Raw genomic sequence first — 22015 nt, 5'->3', positions numbered from 1 at the left:
GGCCATGCCGTCCGCTACGGATTACCCCGCGTCGAGCCCGTGATGTCGTGAAGCGTGATACCCGCGTAGCCTCCCTGCTGCTGTTCATGATCTGCGTCTCCCTGGCCCTGCTGACCGCCTGGCAGACCTGGTCGGCGCGCGAGCGCACCCTGCGCGAAGTGAACACCGACATGCTCAACCTCTCCCAGGCGCTGGACTCCTACGCCGAGGGCGTGGTGCGCCAGTGCGAGGTGCTGCTGCTGGACCTGGCCGACCGCATCGAGAGCGACGGCCTGGGCCCCGCGCAGCTGGCGCGCCTGCAGCGGCTGCTGGAGCGTCAGCAGAAGGTGCTCAGCCAGGTAGTCGGCATTTCGCTGTTCGATGCGCACGGCCGCTGGCTGCTGCTCTCCCACGGCGCCATCCCGCCGGGGGCGAACAGCGCAGACCGCGCCTTCTTCATCCACCACCGCGACAACCCCTCGCGGGACATCTTCATCGGCCCGCCGATCCGCAGCCGCTCCAGCGGCCTGTGGGTGATCACCGTCAGCCGCCGCCTTGACCACCCCGACGGCAGCTTCGCCGGCGTGGTGGCCACCACCCTCGGCATCGAGAACTTCCTCAGCCTGTTCGGCCGCCTGGACATCGGCCAGCACGGCGCCATGAGCCTGAGCCAGGGCAACGGCCAACTGCTGGTGCGCTACCCCTTCCGCGAGGCCGACCTGGGCCGCGACCTGTCGGGCTCGCCGCTGTTCACCGACTACCTGCGCCACGCCGACTCCGGCAGCGCCAGCAGCACCTCGCGCTTCGACGGCGTGGAGCGCATCTACGTGTTCCGCCGCAACGACCACTACCCGCTGGTGACTACCGTGGCGCTGAGCAAGGCGGAGGCCCTGCGGGACTGGCGCAAGCAGGCCCAGCTCAACGCCGGCATCGTCCTGGTGCTGCTGGCGGTGCTCGGCCTGACCGGCCAGCGCCTGCTCATCGACATCCGCCAGCGCACCCGCACCAGCCGCCAGCTCGCCGCCGCCCGCGAAGAACTGCTGCGGGCCAACGACCAGCTGCGCGTGCTCGCCGCCCAGGACGCGCTGACCGGCCTGGCCAACCGCCGCAGTTTCGACGAAACCCTGGCCACTGAGGCGCGCCGCTGTGCCCGCGAGGGGGCGCCGCTGTCGCTGTTGCTGGTCGATATCGATCACTTCAAGCGCTACAACGACAGCTACGGGCACCAGGCGGGCGATGACTGTCTGCAGGTGGTGGCCGGGTTGCTTGCGGCCTGCGTGCGGCGACCGGGGGACCTGGTGGCGCGTTATGGCGGTGAGGAGTTGGCGGTGATTCTGCCTAGCACTGACAGCGCTGGCGCCGAGGCGGTGGCTAGGGCCTTCCTGCAGCGCTTGGCGGGGGAGCGGCTGGCGCACCGTGAGAGCCCCTTCGGTGTGGTTACTGCCAGCATCGGCCTGGCCACCGCACCGGCCACGGTAGCAGGGGGGCAGGAGTGGCAGTTGGTGAATGCTGCCGACCGGGCTCTGTATCGTGCGAAGGCTGGTGGGCGTAATCGCCTGGAGGTGGAGCGCCTGGAGGGGTGAGGGTGGCTTCTACGGATTCTCAATCTCCGCTCCAGCCTCAACCCCATCGAAAATCCGTAGGGCGGATAAGGTCCGCTCCTACGCTGCCCCACCCACGCCATTCCCATGTAGGAGCGCGCCCTGCGCGCGAAATCGCGGGCAGGGCCCGCTCCTACAGGTTGACGCCGAATTTCCCCCTCGCGCCGGACGGCTCCCTCTCCCTCCGGGAGAGGGTTGGGGTGAGGGGGCGGCGTCAACCCGAAACACGCTGTCGCCGGTAAGCACCGTTCGCGAGCAAGCTCGCGCCTACGAGAAGCCGTGCCTGCCCGCGCCTACAGGTTGACGCCGAATTTCTCGTTCGCGCCGGACGGCTCCCTCTCCCTCCGGGAGAGGGCTGGGGTGAGGGGGCGGCGTCAACCCGAAACATCGCTGTCGCCGGTAAGCACCGTTCGCGAGCAAGCTCGCGCCTACGAGAAGCCGTGCCTGCCCGCTCCTACAGGTTGACGCCGAATTTCTCGTTCGCGCCGGACGGCTCCCTCTCCCTCCGGGAGAGGGCTGGGGTGAGGGGGCGGCGTCAACCCGAAACACCGCTGTCGCCGGTAAGCACCGTTCGCGAGCAAGCTCGCTCCTACGAGAAGCTGTGCCTGCCCATGCGGTGGGGGTGATGGGTATCGCTTCTCTCAACCCATCCTACAGGGCTACGGGGCTTGGCTTGTCGCTCAGCCCTGGGGCAGCAGCACCCGGGCCGAGGGGTAGAGGCTGGCGGCTACCTTCTGCAGTTCCGCCGGGCAGACCAGTTCGCTGATCCACGCCAGGCGGCGCACCGGGCCGGGTTTGTCCAGGCGTTGCAGTTCGGCGGATTCGAGCATGGCCTTCATGCGCCAGGCGAGAGCGAACAGCTCCTCGATGAAGGGCGGCGCCACCGTGCCCTGGTGTTCCACCGACAGGCCGCTGGGTGCGTGGCGGATGGCCAGGTGGTAGTGACTGGCGCCGGTGCGCCCGCCGCTGCCGGCGAGGGTGGCGGTGAAGTGCGCGCCGAGGATGCGCGCCAGTTGCCGCTGCACGTCGTGCAGCAGTTGCCGCGGCACTTCTTCCAGCAGCGCGGTGGGGTCGGTCTGGCCCATGGTCGTCCCGGGATCTGAGTGGCAGGGCGGCGGCCGGGGCGGCCGCCGGAACAGGTGCCGCCAGCATAGGGAAGGCGACTGTGAACTTGGGTTAAGCCGGGGTAAAGGCGGGTAATTGCGTGCCTCAGAAGGTCTGCCCGAGGGAGAACTGGAACACCTCGGTCTCGGCGCCGTCGGGCTTCTTCAGCGGCGTCGCCAGGCTGAAGCTCAGCGGGCCCAGCGGGCTGTACCAGGTCAGGCCGACGCCCATGGACATGGCCATCTGGCCGAGGCTGACGTTGCCGCAGCCCTGGGTGGTGGACAGGTAGCACTTGTCGGCGAAGACGCTGCCGGCATCCCAGAACAGCGTGCTGCGCAGCTGGCTCTGGTCCTTGACGAAGGGCAGCGGGAACAGGTACTCGACGCCGCCGGCGATGAGGATGTTGCCGCCGAACACCTCGGCGTCGCGGTCGGAGTAGTAGGCCTGGCCGGCGCTGGAGTAGTTGCCGGTGGCCGGGGTGCTGCGCGGGCCCAGGGTGCCGTCCTTGAAGCCGCGCACCGAGCTCAGGCCGCCGGCGGTGTAGTTCTCGTAGAAGGGCAGGCCGTCGGTGGGGCCGTAGCCGTTGCCGTAGCCCAGGCTGGTGTGCAGGCGCAGGGCGGTGCGGTCGGTGACCGGGACGAAGCGCTGGGCGCTGTAGTCGAGCTTGTAGAACGACAGGTCGCTGCCGGGCACCGTGGCCATCAGCGTCAGGCTCTGGGAATGCCCGCGGGTGGCCAGCACGCCCTTGTTCAGGGTGGATTCGGACCAGCCGATGGAGGCCTTGAGGTTGTTGAAACTCTTGCCCTCGCGCGCGATGAAGTCGTAGATCTCGTCGGCGCTGTAGGTGCCGGGGCTGACGGCGTCGTGCTGCAGGGTCAGGCCGTAGGTCAGGCGCGAGGTCTCGCTGATCGGGTAGCCGACGCTGACGCCGGCGCCGAAGCTGTCGAGGGAGTAGTACGACACCTCGTCATCGTCGTCGTAGTACTTGCTGTAGTCGGTGCTGCTGTAGAACAGGTTGTAGCCCAGGCTCACGCCGTCGGTGGTGAAGTAGGGGTTGGTGAAGCCGAAGTTGTACTTGGTCTGGTACTCCGAGCGGGTCAGGCCGATGCTGGTGTAGTTGCCGGTGCCGAGGAAGTTGCTCTGGCTGATGGAGCCGCCGAGGATCAGCCCGGCGCTCTGGGAGAAGCCGACGCTGGCGCTGAGCGAGCCGGAGGCCTGCTCCTCGACGCTGTAGTTGACGTCCACCTGGTCGTCGGTGCCGGGCACCGCCGGGGTCTCGACGTTGACCGTCTTGAAGTAGCCCAGGCGCTCCAGGCGCTGCTTGGACTGGTCGATCAGGTAGGTGCTGGCCCAGCCGCCTTCCATCTGGCGCATCTCGCGGCGCAGCACCTGGTCTTCGGTCTTGGTGTTGCCGCGGAAGTTGATGCGGTTGACGTAGGCGCGCTTGCCCGGGTCGACCACGTAGGTGATGGACACGGTCTTGTCGTCGTCATGGGCCTCGGGCACGCCGTTGACGTTGGCGAAGGTGTAGCCCTCGTTACCCAGGCGGCGGGTGATCAGGTCGGAGGTGGAGGTCATCACCTTGCGCGAGAACACCTGGCCCGGCTCGACCAGCATCAGCTTCCTGATTTCCTCTTCCGGCACCTTGAGGTCGCCGGTCAGCTTCACGTCGCGGACCTTGTACTTCTCACCCTCGTTGATGTTGACGGTGATGTAGACGTGTTTCTTGTCCGGGGTGATGGAAACCTGGGTGGAGGCGATATCCATGTGGATATAACCGCGGTCCAGGTAGTAGGAGCGCAGGCGTTCCAGGTCGCCGGAGAGCTTCTCGCGGGAATACTTGTCGTCGTTCTTGAAGAAGGACAGCCAGTTGCTTTCCTTCAGCTCGAACAGGCCGGTCAGGTCCTCGTCGGAGAACACGGTGTTGCCGACCACGTTGACGTGGGCGATGGCCGCCACCGTGCCTTCGTTGACGGTGATCTTCAGCGCCACACGGTTGCGCGGCTGCGGGGTGATCTGGGTTTCGATGGTGGCCGAGTAGCGGCCCTGGGCCACGTACTGGCGCTGCAGCTCGTTGCGCACGCCTTCGAGGGTGGCGCGCTGGAAGATCTCGCCTTCGGCCAGGCCCGATTGCTTGAGGCCCTTCATCAGGTCCTCGGTGCTGATGGCCTTGTTGCCTTCGATCTCGATGCCGGAGATGGACGGGCGCTCGACCACGTCGATGACCAGCACGCTGCCGTCGCGGCCGAGGTGGATGTCCTGGAAGAAACCGGTACGGAACAGCGAGCGCGAGGCTTCCACCAGGGCGTGGTCGTCGGCCTGGTCGCCGACGTTCAGCGGCAGGGCGGCGAACACGCTGCCGGCGGAGACGCGCTGCAGGCCGTTGACGCGGATGTCGGCGATCTTGAAGCCTGCGGCGTGGGCCAGGGCGGCGTTGAACAGCAGGATCGGGAACAGCAGGCGGGTAGGGCGCATCGTGACTTCCAGACAGGCGGTGGCAGGGGGCGCGGACGGTTCGCACGGCGATCGTCCGGGCGCTGCCGCCCGGCCCGGGCTGGCGGCCGATGAGGATAAGAGCGGGCTGTGTTCGGCGCGGTTAACCCAGGGTAAAGATGTGTAAAGTTTGCCCATGCGGCGGTGACAGGGCGGCCCCGCGGAAGGGATCATTGCGCCCTCCAGGCCTTGAACCGCGTGCCCTGCATGATTCCCGTACTGCTGGTCGACGATGACCGCGAACTCACCGAGATGCTCAGCCAGTACCTGGCCCGCGAGGGTTTCCAGGCCACCGCCGTGGGCACCGGCGAGGAAGGCGAGGCCGAGGCCCTGGGTGGCGCCTACGCCCTGGTGGTGCTGGACGTGATGCTGCCGGGCCTGTCCGGCATCGAGGTGCTGCGGCGCATTCGCGCGCGCAGCCAGGTGCCGGTCCTGCTGCTGACCGCGCGGGGCGACAACATCGACCGCATCGCCGGCCTGGAGCTGGGCGCCGACGACTACGTGCCCAAGCCCAGCTCGCCCGGCGAGCTGGTCGCGCGGCTGCGCGCCATCCTGCGCCGGGTGCAGCCCCAGGTGCCGCTCGGCAACGCGCCGGAGGCCGTCGGCAGCGGCGCCCTGGCGCTCTGGCCCGGCAAGCGCCAGGCGTTGTGGCACGGCCAGCCGCTGGAGCTGACCGGCACCGAGTTCAGCCTGCTGGAGGTGCTGGTGCGCCGGGCCGGGCAACTGGTCAGCAAGCAGGACCTGTCGCTGGACGCCCTGGGCCGCCCGCTGACCCGCTACGACCGGCGCATAGACGTGCACGTCAGCAGCATCCGCCAGAAGCTCGGCCCGCGCGCCGACGGCAGCAGCTGGATCCAGAGCGTGCGCGGCATGGGCTACCTGCTGATCGTCGAATGAAGCGCGGGCGGCTGTTCTGGAAGCTGTTCCTGGCCTTCTGGCTGGCCAACAGCCTGACCTTCCTGGTGGGCGCCGGCGCCTTCATGTTCGACGAGCTGCGCGGCGACACCCCGGCGCTGCGCTCGCTGCTGGCCACCGAGGTGCGCCTGCTGCAGCGCTTCGGCGAAGCGGCGGGGCGCCAGCTACTGGAGGTGTCGCCGCAGCAGCCGGACGTCCAGGTCGGCCTCTACGACGCCCAGGGCGCGCTATTGGCCGGGCGCGCCGTGGCCCAGGTGCGCTTCGAGCAGGCGGTCACCAGCCAGGACGGCCATCGCCTGCTGCTGCGCGCCTCGGCCGCCACCACCCTCGACCAGGCGCCGCCGCCGCGCAGCCTGGGCCCGCTGCTCACCGGCACGCTGATGAGCGCGCTCTTCGCCCTGCTGCTCAGCCAGTACCTGGCGCGGCCGCTGGCCTGGTTGCGCCAGGCCATGGGCCAGGTCGCCCAGGGCCGCTTCGAGGTGCGCGTCAAGCCGCGTCTGGGGCGGCGCCGCGACGAGATCGTCTACCTGGCCGAGGACTGCGACCGCATGGCCGGGCAGCTCAAGGCGCTGGTGGAGGCGCAGCAGCACCTGCTGCACGACATCTCCCACGAGCTGCGTTCGCCGCTGACGCGGATGAGCGCCGCCATCGGCCTGCTGCGGCAGGCGCCGGGGCAGCCCGGCATGCTGGAGCGCATCGAGCGCGAGTCGCGGCGCATGGACGAGCTGATCGAGCAACTGCTCACCCTGGCGCGGGCGCAGTCGCGCCAGGACAGCGGCGAATACCGCCTGCTGGACGTCGTCGAGCTGCTGGCGCAGATAGTCGAGGACGCCCGCTTCGAGGCGGCGGGCAAGGGCTGCCAGGTGCGCCTTGTAGCCGAGCAGCCGTTCCTCGGCCGCGCCCACGAGGAGCTGCTCTACCGGGCCTTCGAGAACGTCATCCGCAACGCCGTGCGCTACACCGCGGCGGGCACCGAGGTGCGCGTGGGTGCGAGCCTGGTGGAGGGCGGCGAACGCCTGGTGGTGTGCATCAGCGACCACGGCCCGGGCGTCGACGAGAGCCGCCTGGGGCGCATCTTCGAACCCTTCGAGCGCGGCCCCGACGCCGGCCCCGACGGCTTCGGCCTGGGCCTGGCCATCGCCAGCCGGGCGGTGCAGCTGCATCACGGGCGGATCGCCGCCGAGCCCGCCGAGGGCGGCGGGCTGTTGGTGCGTATCGAGTTGCCGCGGCTGTTCTAAGCCTTAGCCTTGCCAACCGCCGCCCAGGACCTTGTACAGGGTGACGCGGTTGACCTGCTCGGCCAGCTCCAGGCTGATCAGCGTCTGCTGCGCGGAGTACAGCGAGCGCTGCGCGTCCAGCACTTCCAGGAAGCTGTCCGAACCCTGCTTGTACAGCGCCAGCGACAGGTCGTAGCTCTTGTCGGTGGCCGCCGTCAGTTCGCGCTGGGCGTCCAGGCGCTCGTTGATGTGGCTGCGCACGGAAAGGGCGTCGGCCACTTCGCTGAAGGCGGTCTGCAGGGCCTTCTCGTAGTTGGCCACGTCGATGTCGCGGGTGATCTTCGCGGCGTCCAGGCCGGCCTGGTTGCTGCCGGCGTCGAAGATCGGCAGGTTGATCGAGGGGGCGAAGCTCCAGGCGCGGCTGCCGGACTTGAACAGCCCGGACAGCTCGCCGCTGGCGCTGCCGCCGCTGGCGGTCAGGCTCACGCTGGGGAAGAAGGCCGCGCGCGCCGCGCCTATGTCGGCGTTGGCCGCCTTGAGCGTGTGCTCGGCGGCGAGCACGTCGGGGCGGCGTTGCAGCAGGCTCGACGGCAGGCCCGCCGGCACCGTCACCAGCAGCGCGGCGTCCAGGCCGGTGTCGCCCGGCAGCAGGCTGGCGTCCAGGCGTTCGCCCACCAGCAGTTCCAGGGCGTTGCGGTCCTGCTCGACCTGGCTGGCGTAGCTGGCCGCCTCGGCGCGCGCCGATTCCACCGTGCTGCGCGCCTGCGCCAGGCTCAGCCCGGACTCGCCGCCCAGGCCGTGGCTGCGCTGCACCAGCTCGTAGGTCTTCTGCTGGCTGGCGTGGGTATCGCGGGCCAGCTTGAGCAACTGCTGGTCGGCGGCCAGGGTCATCCAGGCGCTGGCCACCTCGGCCACCAGGCTGATCTGCGTGCTGCGGCGGGTCTGCTCCAGGGCCAGGTAGTCCTCCAGGGCGGCGTCCTTGAGGTTGCGCAGGCGGCCGAACAGGTCCAGCTCGTAGCTGCTCACGCCCAGGCCGACGCTGTACTGGCTGCTGACCGCCGTGGTGCCGTCGGAGAGCGCGCGCTGGCGGGTGCCCTCGGCGCTGGCCGAGACCGCCGGGAACAGCTCGGCGCGCTGGATGCGGTACTGCGCGCGCTGGTACTCGACGTTCAGCGCCGCCACCCGCAGGTCGCGGTTGTTGGCCAGGGCGCGGGCCACGGTGTCGCGCAGGCGGGCGTCGACGAAGAACTCGCGCCAGTCGACGTCGGCCTGGCTGGCGCCGGCCGGCGCGGCGCCGGGCCATTGCGCCGCCACCGGCGCGGCGGGGCGCTGGTAGTCCGGCGCCAGGTTGACGCAGCCGCCCAGCAGCAAAGCCAGCAGCAAGGGAAGAGGGGAGGTGCGCATCAGGCGTCTCCTTCGACGGTGGCCGGGGCACGGCGCGCAACCAGGCGCTGCACCAGCACGTAGAACAGGGGAATGAAGAACAGGCCCAGCAGGGTCGCCGCGAGCATGCCGCCGAGCACGCCGGTGCCGATCGCCTGGCGCCCGCCGGCGCCGGCGCCCTGGCTCAGCGCCAGGGGCAGCACGCCGAGCATGAAGGCCAGCGAGGTCATCAGCACCGGGCGCAGGCGGATGCGCACCGCTTCCAGTGTCGCGGCGAGCAGGTCCTGGCCGCGGTCGTAGCCTTCCTTGGCGAACTCGACGATGAGGATGGCGTTCTTCGCCGCCAGGCCCACGGTGGTCAGCAGGCCGACCTGGAAGTAGACGTCGTTGGACAGCCCGCGCAGGCCGGTCAGGGCCAGGGCGCCGAGGATGCCCAGGGGCACCACCAGCATCACCGCGAAGGGCACCGACCAGCTCTCGTAGAGCGCCGCCAGGCAAAGGAACACGAAGAGGATGGAAATGGCGTAGAGCAGCGGCGCCTGGTTGCCGGCCAGGCGTTCCTGGTAGGACTGCCCGGTCCAGGCGTAGCCGATGCCCTCGGGCAGCTGCGCCATGATCGCCTGCACCGCGGCCATGGCGTCGCCGGAGCTGACGCCGGCGGCCGGCTCGCCGACGATCTCGTAGGCGCCGAAGCCGTTGTAGCGCTCCAGCAGCGGCGAGGCGGTGCTCCAGCCGGTGCTGACGAAGGTGGCCAGCGGCACCATGGCATCCTGGTCGTTGCGCACGTACCAGTCGCCGATGTCCTCGGCCTGCATGCGCTTGTCGGCGTCGCCCTGCAGGTAGACCTTCTTCACCCGCCCGGCGTCGAGGAAGTCGTTCACGTAGCTGCCGCCCAGGGCCACGCTCAGGGTGTCGTTGATGTCGCTGGCGGCCACACCCAGCGCGCCGGCCTTGCGGTCGTCGATGTGCAGGTCCAGCTGCGGGGTGTCTTCCAGGCCCTGGGCGCGCACGTTGGCCAGGCGCGGGTCCTGGCGGGCCAGTTCGATGAAGCGGTTGCGCGCCGCCAGCAGCTCGGCGTGGCCGAGGCCGGCGAGGTCCTGCAGCTCGACGTCGAAGCCGGAGCTTTCGCCCAGGCCCTGGATGGCCGGCGGGGCGATGACGAAGACGTCGGCATCGATGATCCCGGCCAGCGCCCGGTTGGCCCGCCGCGCCACCGCCGCGGCGCTGTGCGCCTCGCCCTGGCGCTGGCTCCAGTCCTTGAGCTTGATGAAGCCGCGGCCGCTGTTCTGCGCGTTGCCGCCGTTGCCCAGGCCGCGCACGGTGAGCACCGTGTCCACCTCCGGCTGCTGCAGCAGGTAGTCCGTCACCTGGCGGGTGACCGCCTGCAGGCGCTCGTCGGTGCCGCCCACCGGCAGGGTCATCTGCATCATCAGCATGCCCTGGTCCTCCTCGGGGAGGAACGCGGTGGGCAGCTTGTGGAACATCAGCCCGACGCCGGCCAGCACCAGCGCGTAGACCGCCAGCGCGCGCACGGGCCGCGCCAGTAGGTTGCCGACGCCGCGCTGGTAGCGCCGCGAGCCGGCCTCGAAGTTGCGGTTGAACCAGCCGAAGAAGCCGTGCCGCGGCTGGCCGTGGCCGGGCTTGAGCAGGGTGGCGCACAGCGCCGGGGTGAGGGTCATGGCCACCAGCACCGACAGCGTCATGGCGGCGACCATGGTCACCGAGAACTGCCGGTAGATCACCCCGGTGGAGCCGCCGAAGAAGGCCATGGGCACGAACACCGCCGAGAGCACCACGGCGATGCCCACCAGCGCGCCGCTGATCTCGCCCATCGACTCGCGCGTGGCCTCCCGTGGCGACAGGCCGCGCTCGGCGATGATCCGCTCGACGTTCTCCACCACCACGATGGCGTCGTCCACCAGCAGGCCGATGGCCAGGACCATGGCGAACATGGTCAGGGTGTTGATCGAGTAGCCCATCAGCGCCAGCACGCCGAAGGTGCCCAGCAGCACCACCGGCACGGCGATCGCCGGGATCAGCGTGGCGCGCAGGTTCTGCAGGAATAGGTACATGATCAGCACCACCAGGGCGATGGCCTCGAACAGCGTCTTGACCACCTCCTCGATGGAAATCTTCACGAAGGGCGCGGTGTTGTAGGCTACCTCGGCGCGCAGCTGCAGCCGGCTGGGGAAGAACTGCTGCAGCTCGGCCACCTTGGCCTGCACCGCCTCGGCCACGTCCAGGGCGTTGGCGCCGGTGGCCAGGCTGATGGCCAGGCCGCCGGAGGGGCGCCCGCCGTGCTCGGCGACCACGTCGTAGCTCTCGCTGCCCAGCTCCACCCGCGCCACGTCGCCGAGGGTGACCACGGCGCCGTTGCTGGCGTACTTGAGCACCACCTCGCGGAACTGCGCCGCGGTCTTGAGCTTGCTGCGCGCATTGATGCTGGCGTTGAGCTGCTGCCCCGGGCGCGCCGGCAGGGCGCCGAGCTGGCCGGCGGAGGTGTCGACGTTCTGCGCCTGCAGGGCGCTGCTGATGTCCGAGGGCATCAGCGAGTACTGCTTGAGCTTGTCCGGGTCCAGCCAGATGCGCATGGCGTAGCTGGAGCCCAGGGTGGTCACCTCGCCGACGCCGCTGACGCGGCTGACCTGGTCGTACAGGGTGCTGGCGATGAAGTCGCTGATGTCGGTGGCGCCGACCTCGGGGTTGTCCGAGACCAGCGAGAGGATGATCAGGAAGTCGCTGGAGGAATTGCGGATCTCGATGCCCTGCTGCTGCACCTCGTCGGGCAGCCGCGCCTTGGCCTGCTCCAGCTTGGTCTGCACCTGCATCTGCGCGGTGTTGATGTCGGTGCCGGCGTCGAAGGTCAGGGTGATGCTGGCGCTGCCCGCCGAGCTGCTGCTGGAGGACATGTAGGTGAGGCCGTCCAGGCCGGTCATCTGCTGCTCGATGACCTGGGTCACCGAGTCTTCCATGGTCTTGGCCGAGGCGCCGGTGTAGGTGGCGCTGAGGCGGATCTGCGGCGGCGCGATGCTGGGGTACTGGGCCAGCGGCAGCTGGAAGATGGCCAGGGTGCCGCCGAGCATCACCAGGATGGCGAGCACCCAGGCGAAGATGGGCCGGTCGATGAAGAAGCGTGCCATGGCGGGTCCTCAGTCGCGCGCGTCGTTCTGCGCGGTCAGCTGCGCGTCCAGGGTCTTGACCTGCTGGCCGACGCGGACCTTCTGCGCGCCCTGGACGATCAACTGGTCGCCGTCCGCCAGGCCCTTGTCGACCCACCAGTGGTTGCCCACCGCGCGGGCCAGGCTCAGCTGGCGCTGCTCGACCTTGCCGTCAACCACCACCAGGGCGGTGGCCTGGCCGCGCTCGTCGCGGGCCACGCCCTGCTGCGGCACCAGGATGGCGTCCGGCTGCACGCCCTCGGCCAGCGTCGCCTTCAGGTACATGCCCGGCAGCAGCAGGCCCTCGGGGTTGGGCACCAGGGCGCGCAGGGTCACGCTGCCGGTGCTCTCGTCGACGCTCACGCCGTTGAAGGTCAGGGTGCCGTCGTGGGCGTAGGCGCTGCCGTCCTCCAGCTGCAGGCTGATGCGCGTGGCGTCCTGCGCCTCGGCGGGGGCGAGCTTGCCCTCGGCCAGCTCGCGCTTGAGGCGCAGCAGGGTGGTGCTGGGCTGGGTGAAGTCGACGTAGATCGGGTCCAGCTGCTGCACCGTGGTCAGGGCGGTGGTCTGCTCGGCGGTGACCAGCGCGCCGGCGGTGACCGAGGAGGTGGCCGTGCGCCCGGAGATCGGCGCGTCGATCCGCGTGTAGCCCAGGTTGATGCGCGCCGTCTTCAACGCCGCCTGGGCCGACTGCAGGTTGGCGCGGGCCTCCAGCAGCGCGGCCTGGGCGCTCTCGTTGTCCTCCGCGCTGATGGCGTCGATCTTCACCAGCTGGGCGTCGCGCCGGGCCTTGAGCTCGGCCGCCTTCAGGGTGGCACGGGCGGAGGTGACGCTGGCCTCGGCCTGGGCCAGGGCGGCCTCGTAGGGCTGCGCGTCGATCTGGTACAGCGCCTGACCGGCCTTCACCGTCTGGCCTTCCTCGAACAGCCGCCGCTGGATGATGCCACCGACCTGCGGGCGGATCTCCGCCACCAGGTGCGCGCTGGCGCGGCCGGGGAGGGTGAGGCTGAGCGCCTGGGGCGCGCTGCGCACCTGGTAGATGCCGACCTCCTGCAGGTCGGCTTGCGGCGCGGCCGCCTCGTCGTCGAGGCAGCCGCCCAGGGCGAGCAGGCCGGCGCCCAGCAACAGGGCGCGGGCCAGCGAAGAAAGCGGGGGGGCGAGGGGGGACATCCGGGACTCCGATCCAGGTTGGATTCAGCGTCAAGGGTGCTCGGCGAATGTGCAGGCAATGTGCAGAAATCTGGGAGATTGCCCGCCGCGCCTTGAAGGGCCGCGGGGGCCGCGCTTCAATGGCGGCATCCCGACAGAGCCCGGCGGTGCCATGAAAATCAGCCTCTCCAGCAAATTCTTCCTGGCCATGCTGGCGGTCTGCGCCTTCGCCGTGCTGGGCATGGTCTTCGCCGCCTACCTGAGCCTCAGGTACGGCTTCCTCGGCTACCTCAACCAGCAGGCCGAGGAGCGCATGGAACTCATCGTCCCGCGCGCCGAGCGGGCCTTCGCCACCCACGGCAGCTGGGACTTCATCCGCCGCGACCACGAACAGTGGTTCGACATGCTGCGCCCCGACGCGGCGACCCAGGACCGCGACTTCGACCCCAGCCTGCTGACCGTCTCCGACCTCACCGGCGCCTTCGTCCGCTTCGCCCTGCTGGACGAGGCGCAGCGCCCGATCATCGGCTACCAGGCGCCGCCGCGGGAGATGGTCCTGCGGCCGATCCGCCACCAGGGCCAGGTGGTCGGCTGGATGGCCCTGGCGCCGCTGCAGTCGGTGACCAGCGTCGGCGACCGGCGCTTCCAGCTCAACCAGCTGCGTTCCAGCCTGCTCATCGGCCTGGCCTGCCTGCTGGCCACGGCGGTGATCGCCTGGTGGCTCACCCGCAGCCTGCTGCGGCCGATCCGCCAGGTGGCCGGGGCCACCCATCGCCTGGCCGCCGGCGACTATGCCATCCAGCTGCCGGTGCGCTCGGCCGACGAGGCCGGCCAGCTGGCCGCCGACTTCAACCGCATGGCCGCCACCCTGGCCAGCAACGAACGCCTGCGCCGCGATTTCATGGCCGACATCTCCCACGAACTGCGCACCCCGCTGGCGGTGATGCGCGCCGAGCTGGAAGCCATGGAGGACGGCATCCGCCCCCTGGACGGCGCCGCCCTGCGCTCGCTGCAGGCCGAGGTGGGGGCCCTGGCCAAGCTGGTGGACGACCTCTTCGACCTGTCCCTGGCCGAGGTCGGCGGGCCCACCTACCGCCGCGAGCGCATCGACCTGCGGGTGCTGCTGCCGGTGGTGGCCGACGCCTTCCGCGCCGGCTTCGCCGAACGCGGCCTGGCCCTGGACGTAGAGCTGCCCGACGAGCCGCTGTGGGTGCTGGGCGACGAATCGCGCCTGGGCCAACTGCTGCACAACCTGCTGGAGAACAGCCGGCGCTACACCGACCCCGGCGGCCGCACCGTGCTGCGCGCGCTGCGCGAGGGCGAACGGGTGCTGGTACAGTGCGAGGATTCCGCGCCGGGCGTCGATCCGGCGGCGCTGGAGCGCCTGTTCGAGCGCTTCTACCGCGCCGAGCGCTCGCGCAACCGCGCCAGCGGCGGCACCGGCCTGGGCCTGGCGATCTGCCGCGGCATCGCCGAGGTGCACGGCGGCCGCCTGAGCGCCCGGGCATCGAGCATGGGAGGGTTGCTGATGACGCTGGAACTGCCGCAGGCCGGAGACGCGCCATGAGCCAGGGCGACATCCTGCTGGTGGAAGACGAACCCAAGCTGGCCGCGCTGGTGGGCGACTACCTGCGCGTCGCCGGCTACCAGGTGGAACACCTCGCCGACGGCAACGCGGTGATCCCGGCGCTGCGCGGCAAGACCTACGACCTGCTGCTGCTCGACCTGATGCTGCCCGGCCGCGACGGCCTGGACATCTGCCGCGAGCTGCGCGGCTTCAGCCGCATGCCGCTGATCATGATGACCGCGCGGGTCGAGGAGATCGACCGCCTGCTGGGCCTGGAACTGGGCGCCGACGACTACATCTGCAAACCCTTCTCCCCCCGCGAACTGGTGGCGCGGGTCAAGGCCGTGCTGCGCCGCAGCGGCGCCCAGGCGCCGAGCCTGGGCCTGGAACTGGACCCGCGGGCCTTCCAGGCGCGCTACCTGGGCGTGGCGCTGGACCTCACCCCGGTGGAATTCCGCATGCTCGCCGCCCTGGCCGCCCGCCCTGGCCAGGTGCTGTCCCGCGACCAGCTGATGAACCACATCTACCAGGACCACCGCGTGGTCGCCGACCGCACCGTCGACAGCCACGTGAAGAACCTGCGACGCAAACTGGCGGCGGTGGCCCCGGGGCACGATCCCATCCGCTCGGTATACGGCGTGGGCTATAGCCTGGAGGCCGGGTAGGGCGAGGCCCGGCCCGCTACGGTCGAACTCAACCGTAGGGCGGATAACCGTTCGCGGTTATCCGCCGTTTGACCTTGATCCCCGGCGCGCCGCGGATTCGACCATGGAGCGCCTGTTCGAGACCCCGGTCACGCAAGGCTCCGGGACGCCCCCGTAGGAGCGGATTCCATCCGCGATTCCTACGCTGCATCAGCCATGGCGCGCCAATAAATGTAGGAGCGCGCCCTGCGCGCGAATCGCGGGCAGGGCTCGCTACGAAGAGCCCCTCGGCGTGGCAGGCAAGGCAGCCCCGTAGGATGGGTTGAGCGAAGCGATACCCATCGCCGCCACCGCATGGGTTTCGCCAAGGCTCAACCCATCCGTTGAGGCGCACCCTGACGCAGTTGGCAAGACAGTTACTCCTACTTGAACGTGGGTTCGAAAGTGGGTCCAGCGTAGGAGCGGATTCCGTCCGCGATAACCGCGGTTTCCGGCGCACAACCATGCCCCTGTAGGAGCGCGCCCTGCGCGCGAATCGCGGGCAGGGCCCGCTCCTACAGGTGGGCGCATTGTAGGAGCGAGCTTGCTCGCGAACAGACTCCGCTGCGGGGCTCATTCGCGAGCAGGAATCAGGCGTCCCCCCTCGATCCTACGAAAAGCGCCCGGTTCGGGCGTTACAACAGATCCAGCGGATAACTCACGATCAACCGGTTCTCGTCGAAGCTGTTGGTCCGCCCCCAATCGCGGCGCATCGTCGAGTTGCGCCACTTCAGGTTCAGCGTCTTCAGCGACCCGGACTGCACGGTGTAGGCCAGCTCGCTCTCGCGGCCCCATTCGGTGCCGTCGTCGGTGCTGGCGTTGTGCACGTTGCTGCCATGGATGTAGCGGTTCATCAGGGTCAGGCCGGGGAGGCCGAGGCCGGCGAAGTCGTAGTCGTAGCGCAGCTGCCAGGAGCGCTCCTTGGCGTTCTCGTAGCTGGAGTTGTAGCTGTCGTTGGCCAGGGTGCCGCCGCTGGCGCCGTTGACGCGGAACCACTCGTCGTCGCCCATGACCTTCTGCAGGCCCAGGTAGAAGGTGCCGGCGCCGTACTTGGCGGAGAACAGCCCGGAGGCGGTGCGGTTGTCCAGGTTGCCGGCGCGGGCGCTGCCGTCTTCCTTGCCCCAGAAGTAGCCGAGGTTGGCGCCCAGCACCCAGTCGCCCACCGGCTGGAAGTGCTGCACCTGCAGGTATTGCTGCTGGTAGATGTCCTTCAGCTCGGCGTTCCACAGGCCGACCAGGGTGCGTTCGCCGTTGAAGCGGTATTCGCCGCCGACGAAGTTGAAGCGGTCGGACTTGAACGCCGTGCGGTTGAACAGGCTCATGTCCTCCATGCTGGCGTCGTTGCGCGGGCTGTTCTGGCGGAACTGGCCGCCGTAGAGGGTCAGCCCGGCGAGTTCCTTCGAGGTCACCTGCGCGCCCTGGAAGGTCTGCGTCAGCGAACGGCCGTCGTCGGAGCGCAGGATCGGCAGCGCCGGCGCCCATTCGCCGACCTTCAGCTCGGTCTTGGAAATGCGCGCCTTGCCGGCCACCGCCAGGCGGCCGAAGTCGTCGGCCGGGCGGCCATCGTCGTGCACCGGCAGCAACTGGGTGCCGGCGGTGCCCTTGCCGCCATCGAGCTTGACGCTGTACAGGCCGAGTACGTCCAGGCCCAGGCCGACGGTGCCCTGGGTGAAGCCGGACTTGAAGTCGAGGATGAAGTTCTGCGTCCACTCCTCGGCCTTGCCCTGGGCGGTGTCGCCCAGGTAGTTGCGGTTCATGTAGAAGTTGCGCAGCGTCAGGCTCGACTTGGCGTCTTCGAGGAAGCCGTCGGCGAAGGCGGGCAGGGTAGTACCGGCCAGGGCCAGGGCGGCGGGCAGGTAACGGGGAAAACGGCGGATGCAGGGGTAGCCCATGACGATCTCTCTGGAGTCATTGTTGTGGGAGAGGCTTGTGCGGCGCGGCGGGGCGCCGGGAAACGCGGCGCTAGGCGGCTGGGCGGCCCGGCGTTCGCGGATCGAGAGAGGGGCGTGTGCTGTGCGGCATGGCTCTGGACCTTCTTGTAATTGTTCGAGGGTGTTCGCGTCCGAGGGCAGCAGGCGCTGCCGGGTGTTTCGGTACGGCTCGATAGTGGAAGGGCGGCAGGCAGTGGACAATCGGCGAAAACGCTTCTTGTGCGAATAGCGAACATTAATTAACCGGTTCGAACATTTGGCGAAGGCATCCGATCCAGCCCGGCGGTTCCCCGGCCCGGTCGATCTCATTAGAATCCGCCGATCCTCGTAGTGGACGACGCCCATGGCCGGTAGCCAGATCGAACGCGCCTTCAGCCTTCTCGAAAGCCTCACCAGCGAGCCCCGCGGCCTGCCGATGCAGACCCTCGCCGAGCGCCTGGAGATACCCAAGAGCGCCACCCACCGCATGCTCGCCGAACTGATCCGCCTGGGCTACGTGCGGCAGAACCCGGAGAACGCCCGCTACCAGCTGTCCACCAAGCTGGTGGCGCTGGGCTTCCGCTACCTGTCCTGCAGCGGCGCCGACATCGTCCAGCCGATCCTCGACCGCCTGGCCCAGGACAGCAGCGAACTGGTGCGCCTGGGGGTGATCGACGGCAGCCGCCAGACCTGGATCGCCAAGTCCCAGGGCGCCCGCTCGGGACTGCGCTACGACCCGGACATGGGCCGCGACGCGCCGCTGTTCTACACCGCCTCCGGGCACGCCTGGCTGGCCAGCCTGGACGACGCCCAGGCCCTGGAACTGGTGCGTCGGCAGGGCGTGGGCGACCCCGCCAACTTCGGCCCGCGCGCCCCGCGCAGCGAGGACGAACTGCTCGGCTACCTGCGCCGTGCCCGCGAGCGTGGCTACGCCTGGGTCGAAGAAACCTCGGCGCTCGGCACCTCGGCCCTGGCCGCCGTGGTGCACAGCCCGGTGGACCGCCGGACGATCGGCGTGCTGAGCATCGCCGGGCCCAGCGCGCGCCTGCCGGAAGCGCGCCTGCACGAACTGGCGCCGCTGCTGCTGGCCGCCAGCGCCGAGCTGTCCGCCGCCAGCCAGGCTTCCGACCTCTTCGCCTGATTCCCCCTTGCCTGGCCTTCCTCCCATGGAGGAGGGCCGCTTGCGCCTGCCCGGATGTAACGGCGGTCGATAATCGCCCGCTGCTTGTCGCATTGCGCTTGAGTAAAAATGGAACCAAGTTCTAAATTTGCTCGTGCCATTCCATGGAGCCCCGTGCAGCGAGGCTCCAGCACAACAAGCAGAAGAGGAATCTCGCGTGACCGTTCCCTTGCGCATTGCCCTGATCGGCGCCGGCATCATGGGCCGCCAGCATCACCAGCACCTGCTCCAGGTGCCTGCCCTGCAACTCTGCGCGGTGGCCGACCCGGGTCCCGGCGCGGCCGGGTTCGCCGCCGAATGCGGGGTGCCGTACTACGCCGACCACCGGCGCATGCTGGAAGAGGCGCAACCGCAGGCGGCGATCATCGCTAACCCCAATAACCTGCACGTGGCCACCGCCCTGGACTGCCTGGCCGCCGGCGTGCCGGTGCTGCTGGAGAAGCCGGTGGGCGTGCACCTGGACGAAGTGCGCGAGCTGGTGGAGGCGAGCCGGGGCAGCGGTGTGCCGGTGCTGGTGGGCCATCACCGCCGGCACAACCCGCTGATCGGCAAGGCGCGGGAAATCCTGGCTGCGGGCGCCCTGGGCCGTCTGGTCAACGTCACCGCGCTGTGGCAACTGCAGAAGCCCGACAGCTACTTCGAAGTGCCCTGGCGCCGCGAGCCGGGCGCCGGCTTCCTGCTCACCAACCTGATCCACGACCTCGACCTGCTGCGCTACCTGTGCGGCGAGGTGGCGCAGGTGCAGGCCTTCACCGGCAACGCGGTGCGCGGCCTGGTCAACGAGGACAGCGCGGCCATCCTCCTGCAGTTCGAGAACGGCGCCCTTGGCAGCCTGACCGGCTCCGACGGCGTGGCCGCGCCCTGGAGCTGGGAGCTGGATTCCGGCGAGAGCCCGGTCTACCCGCGTCAGGTCGACCAGCCCTGCTACCTGCTGGCCGGCACCGAGGGTGCGCTGAGCATCCCGCAGTTGCAGCGCTGGCACTACGCGCAGCCGGGCGCCGGCTGGCACCAGCCGTTGCTGCGCAGCAGCGAGCCCTTCACCCCGGGCGAGGCGCTGCGCCGGCAACTGGAGCATTTTGTGCGTGTGGTGCATGGCGAGGAGCAGCCGCTGACCGACGCCGTGGACGGCGGCCGCACCCTGGCGCTGATCGAGGCCATCCGCGAGGCCGCCGCCAGCGGCCGGGCGTGTGCGCCGGCGCGGGTTGAGTGAATGAACCCGTACGGGAGAGGGGCCACCGTAGGATGGGTGGAGCGAAGCGATACCCATCACCACGACCGCATGGGTATCGCAAGCTCAACCCATCCTACAAGTTGACGCCGAGCTTCCCGTCCATGCCGGACAGCCCCCTCTCCCGCTTGCGGGAGAGGGTTGGGGAGAGGGCGCTCTTGAACCTGACACCTGGGCTGCCGGTGAATACCGTTCGCGAGCAAGCTCGCTCCTACGAAAAGGAAAAGCGCCTTGGCGCGGCCTGCAAGCCACGCGATTCGCGCCCAGGGGGCGCTCCTACAATTCACCTGTGAACCGGATACCGATACCCATGACCGACCGAATCTTCTCCCTCGCCGCTCTGACTGTCCTCGAACTGTCGCCGCCGGACATGGTCGAGGTCGCCGCCCGCGCCGGCTACAGCCACGTCGGCCTGCGCCTGGTGCCGGCCACCGCCGAGGAGCACCACTTCCCGCTGGTGGCCGATGCCGAGCTGCGCCGGCAGACCCAGGCGCGCCTGCGCGACACCGGCATCCGCGTGCTGGACCTGGAAATCCTGCGCCTGAAGCCGGAGACCCGCGTGGCCGACTTCGAGCCCATCCTCGCCGTCGGCGCCGAGTTCGGCGGCACGGAGCTGCTGGTGGCCGGCAACGACGCGGATGAGGCGCGCATGACCGAACGCTTCGCCGAACTGTGCGAACTGGCCGAGGGCTACGGCATCCACCCGCACCTGGAGTTCATGCCCTGGACCGACGCCCCCGACCTGGCCACGGCCTGGCGCGTGGTGCGCAACGCCGGGCGCGACAACGGCTGCGTGCTGGTCGACGCCTTCCACTTCGACCGTTCCGGCTCATCCTTGCAGGACCTGGCGCAGCTGCCGGCCTCGCGCATGCGCTATGCCCAGTTGTGCGACGTGGCCGGCCCACGCCCGGACGACATGCAGGAAATCCTCCGCCAGGCGCGCAACGAGCGGCGCTTCCCCGGCGATGGCGACTGCGACCTGGCGGGTCTGTTGCGGACCTTGCCGGCGAGCGTGCCGCTGAGCCTGGAAATCCCCACCCGGCAGTTGCTGGAGCAGGGCGTCAGCGCCCTGGAGCGGGCCAGCCTGGCGCTGGACAAGGCACGCACGGTGCTCGCCCGGCTCTGATGCCGGCAACTGCGCCATTCCCATCCACCCGTTCGCCCGGCACACTGCCGGGCGCCTTGCTTTGTAAACCACGGGAAACCCGATGACCGCCGCCTCCGCGTTGTCCGGCAGCAGCCAGCCCCTGAAGGGCATCCTTCTGGTGGTGCTGGCCACCTCGCTGTTCTCCACCCACGACGCCCTGTCCAAGTACCTCTCCGGCTTCTACCCGATCCTGCTGGTGGTCTGGGCCCGCTACGTGGTGCACACGCTGCTGATGGCCGGCATCTTCCTGCCGCAGTCGGGCCTGCGCGTGCTGCGCACCCGCCGGCCGGGGCTGCAGACCCTGCGCGCGCTGTGCCTGCTGGGCACCAGCCTGCTGTTCACCACCGGCCTGCAGTACATCCCCCTGGCGGAGGCCACGGCGGTCAATTTCCTCGCACCGCTGATGGTCACCGCGCTGTCGGTGCCGCTGCTGCACGAGAAGGTCAGCGCCGGGCAATGGGCCGCGGTGAGCCTGGGCTTCGCCGGGGTGCTGGCGATCGTCCATCCCGGCGGCGAACTGTTCACCCCGGCGGTGTTGCTGCCGCTGGGTTCGGCGCTGTGCTTCTGCTTCTACCAGCTGCTGACGCGCAAGCTGGCGGCGGTGGACAGCCCGACCACCAGCAACTTCTTCGCCGGCCTGCTGAACACCGCGCTGACCACTGCGATGGTGCCCTTCGTCTGGCACACCCCGAGCCTCGGTCACGCGCTGCTGATGCTCGCCCTGGGCACCTGCGGCATGTCTGCCCACCTGTTCCTCACCCAGGCCTTCCGCCATGCCGCCCCGGCGCTGCTGGCGCCCTTCGGCTATTGCCAGATCGTCTTCGCCGGGCTGATCGGCTGGCTGGTCTTCAGCCACGTGCCGAGCGCCAGTGCTTTGGTGGGCATTGCTGTGATCTGCCTGAGCGGGCTGGCGGCGGCCTGGATGCAGCGGCGGGGGTGAGGGGTGGTGTAGGAGCGAGCTTGCTCGCGAATGGAGTTTCACGGTGGCGTCGGTGCCGGGTTCAAGAGCCCCTCACCCCAACCCTCTCCCGGAGGGAGAGGGGGCTGTCCTGAGCCGCCGGGAAGTCTGGAGTCATCCTGATACTCCTGGAGCGTAGGGTGCATAACCGTTCGCGGTTATCCGCCGTTGGCCGTGCCACCGATGCGTCCGGCGGGCCGGTGAATCCGATCGCGGACTCTGTCCGCGATTTTCCGCTGCGGGGCGTCGGACCTGGGCTCTCGCGATGTAGGCAACTTCCGTTTCTTCTCCAGGGTGATAGCCAGGTGTGCAGCCGCGCACCCCGGGCAGGCGCCCGGTAACCGTA

At 69.6% G+C, this 22015-nt stretch carries 15 protein-coding genes; 9 read left to right on the top strand and 6 right to left on the bottom strand.

From position 1 onward, the window contains the following. Positions 1-47: 47 nt before the first annotated feature. On the top strand, positions 48-1562 hold the full coding sequence (locus PcP3B5_RS17710) for a sensor domain-containing diguanylate cyclase (protein ID WP_061561992.1): 1515 nt from the start codon (positions 48-50) through the stop codon (positions 1560-1562). A 698-nt stretch (positions 1563-2260) separates the two neighbouring features. Here PcP3B5_RS17710 and PcP3B5_RS17705 read toward each other — a convergent pair. Both PcP3B5_RS17705 and bamA read right to left on the bottom strand, forming a co-directional pair. Further along, positions 2261-2665, bottom strand: a complete 405-nt coding sequence (locus PcP3B5_RS17705) for a hypothetical protein (protein ID WP_061561991.1) — start codon at positions 2663-2665, stop codon at positions 2261-2263. Between the two features lie 124 nt (positions 2666-2789). Beyond that, the gene (gene bamA, locus PcP3B5_RS17700) at positions 2790-5159 is read right to left on the bottom strand and encodes an outer membrane protein assembly factor BamA (RefSeq protein ID WP_061561990.1); all 2370 of its coding nucleotides are present in this window, start codon (positions 5157-5159) and stop codon (positions 2790-2792) included. A 225-nt stretch (positions 5160-5384) separates the two neighbouring features. Between bamA and PcP3B5_RS17695 the strand changes: the two genes are divergently transcribed. Both PcP3B5_RS17695 and PcP3B5_RS17690 read left to right on the top strand, forming a co-directional pair. Next, positions 5385-6074 carry a response regulator transcription factor gene (locus tag PcP3B5_RS17695; RefSeq protein WP_009622900.1) on the top strand — a complete coding sequence of 230 codons (690 nt, stop codon included), beginning with the start codon at positions 5385-5387 and terminating at the stop codon, positions 6072-6074. Beyond that, the gene (locus PcP3B5_RS17690; protein ID WP_043313209.1) at positions 6071-7330 is read left to right on the top strand and encodes a HAMP domain-containing sensor histidine kinase; all 1260 of its coding nucleotides are present in this window, start codon (positions 6071-6073) and stop codon (positions 7328-7330) included. Before PcP3B5_RS17695 ends, PcP3B5_RS17690 begins: the two co-directional genes overlap by 4 nt. Positions 7331-7333: 3 nt before the next feature. Here the strand turns inward: PcP3B5_RS17690 and PcP3B5_RS17685 are convergent, their stop codons facing one another. The 3 genes from PcP3B5_RS17685 to PcP3B5_RS17675 are packed head-to-tail and all read right to left on the bottom strand — an operon-like array spanning position 7334 to position 13017. Then, complete coding sequence (locus PcP3B5_RS17685; protein ID WP_009622896.1) at positions 7334-8713, bottom strand: efflux transporter outer membrane subunit; 1380 nt, start codon at positions 8711-8713, stop codon at positions 7334-7336. Continuing rightward, positions 8713-11832: an efflux RND transporter permease subunit gene (locus tag PcP3B5_RS17680; protein WP_043271897.1), complete on the bottom strand. Its 3120-nt coding sequence runs from the start codon at positions 11830-11832 to the stop codon at positions 8713-8715. The genes PcP3B5_RS17685 and PcP3B5_RS17680 overlap by 1 nt, the downstream gene beginning before the upstream one ends. A gap of 9 nt (positions 11833-11841) precedes the next feature. Further along, positions 11842-13017 carry an efflux RND transporter periplasmic adaptor subunit gene (locus tag PcP3B5_RS17675; protein ID WP_061561989.1) on the bottom strand — a complete coding sequence of 392 codons (1176 nt, stop codon included), beginning with the start codon at positions 13015-13017 and terminating at the stop codon, positions 11842-11844. A gap of 151 nt (positions 13018-13168) precedes the next feature. On the opposite strand from PcP3B5_RS17675, the gene PcP3B5_RS17670 reads away from it, so the two are divergent. Continuing rightward, positions 13169-14563 carry an ATP-binding protein gene (locus PcP3B5_RS17670; protein WP_061561988.1) on the top strand — a complete coding sequence of 465 codons (1395 nt, stop codon included), beginning with the start codon at positions 13169-13171 and terminating at the stop codon, positions 14561-14563. Beyond that, positions 14560-15228 carry a response regulator gene (locus PcP3B5_RS17665; protein WP_009622888.1) on the top strand — a complete coding sequence of 223 codons (669 nt, stop codon included), beginning with the start codon at positions 14560-14562 and terminating at the stop codon, positions 15226-15228. The genes PcP3B5_RS17670 and PcP3B5_RS17665 overlap by 4 nt, the downstream gene beginning before the upstream one ends. A gap of 653 nt (positions 15229-15881) precedes the next feature. On the opposite strand, the gene PcP3B5_RS17660 is transcribed toward PcP3B5_RS17665, so the two are convergent. Then, on the bottom strand, positions 15882-17138 hold the full coding sequence (locus tag PcP3B5_RS17660; protein ID WP_058490050.1) for an OprD family porin: 1257 nt from the start codon (positions 17136-17138) through the stop codon (positions 15882-15884). A 382-nt stretch (positions 17139-17520) separates the two neighbouring features. Here PcP3B5_RS17660 and PcP3B5_RS17655 point away from each other — a divergent pair, with 382 nt between their 5' ends. From PcP3B5_RS17655 to PcP3B5_RS17640, 4 genes are all read left to right on the top strand, one after another. Next, positions 17521-18297 carry an IclR family transcriptional regulator gene (locus tag PcP3B5_RS17655; RefSeq protein WP_061561987.1) on the top strand — a complete coding sequence of 259 codons (777 nt, stop codon included), beginning with the start codon at positions 17521-17523 and terminating at the stop codon, positions 18295-18297. Positions 18298-18493: 196 nt separating this feature from the next. Further along, positions 18494-19546: a Gfo/Idh/MocA family protein gene (locus tag PcP3B5_RS17650; RefSeq protein ID WP_061561986.1), complete on the top strand. Its 1053-nt coding sequence runs from the start codon at positions 18494-18496 to the stop codon at positions 19544-19546. Between the two features lie 328 nt (positions 19547-19874). Further along, a complete protein-coding gene (locus PcP3B5_RS17645; RefSeq protein WP_043271890.1) occupies positions 19875-20690 on the top strand; it encodes a sugar phosphate isomerase/epimerase family protein in 816 nt (271 codons plus the stop codon). Positions 20691-20772: 82 nt separating this feature from the next. Then, complete coding sequence (locus tag PcP3B5_RS17640; protein ID WP_009622878.1) at positions 20773-21651, top strand: DMT family transporter; 879 nt, start codon at positions 20773-20775, stop codon at positions 21649-21651. The last annotated feature ends 364 nt before the right edge of the window (positions 21652-22015 follow it).

Origin of the sequence: Pseudomonas citronellolis (genome assembly GCF_001586155.1) — a bacterium.
In the GTDB taxonomy this organism is placed as follows: domain Bacteria; phylum Pseudomonadota; class Gammaproteobacteria; order Pseudomonadales; family Pseudomonadaceae; genus Pseudomonas; species Pseudomonas citronellolis.
Note: the sequence above shows the minus strand (reverse complement) of the source record. Positions and strands in the feature narration are given on the sequence as shown.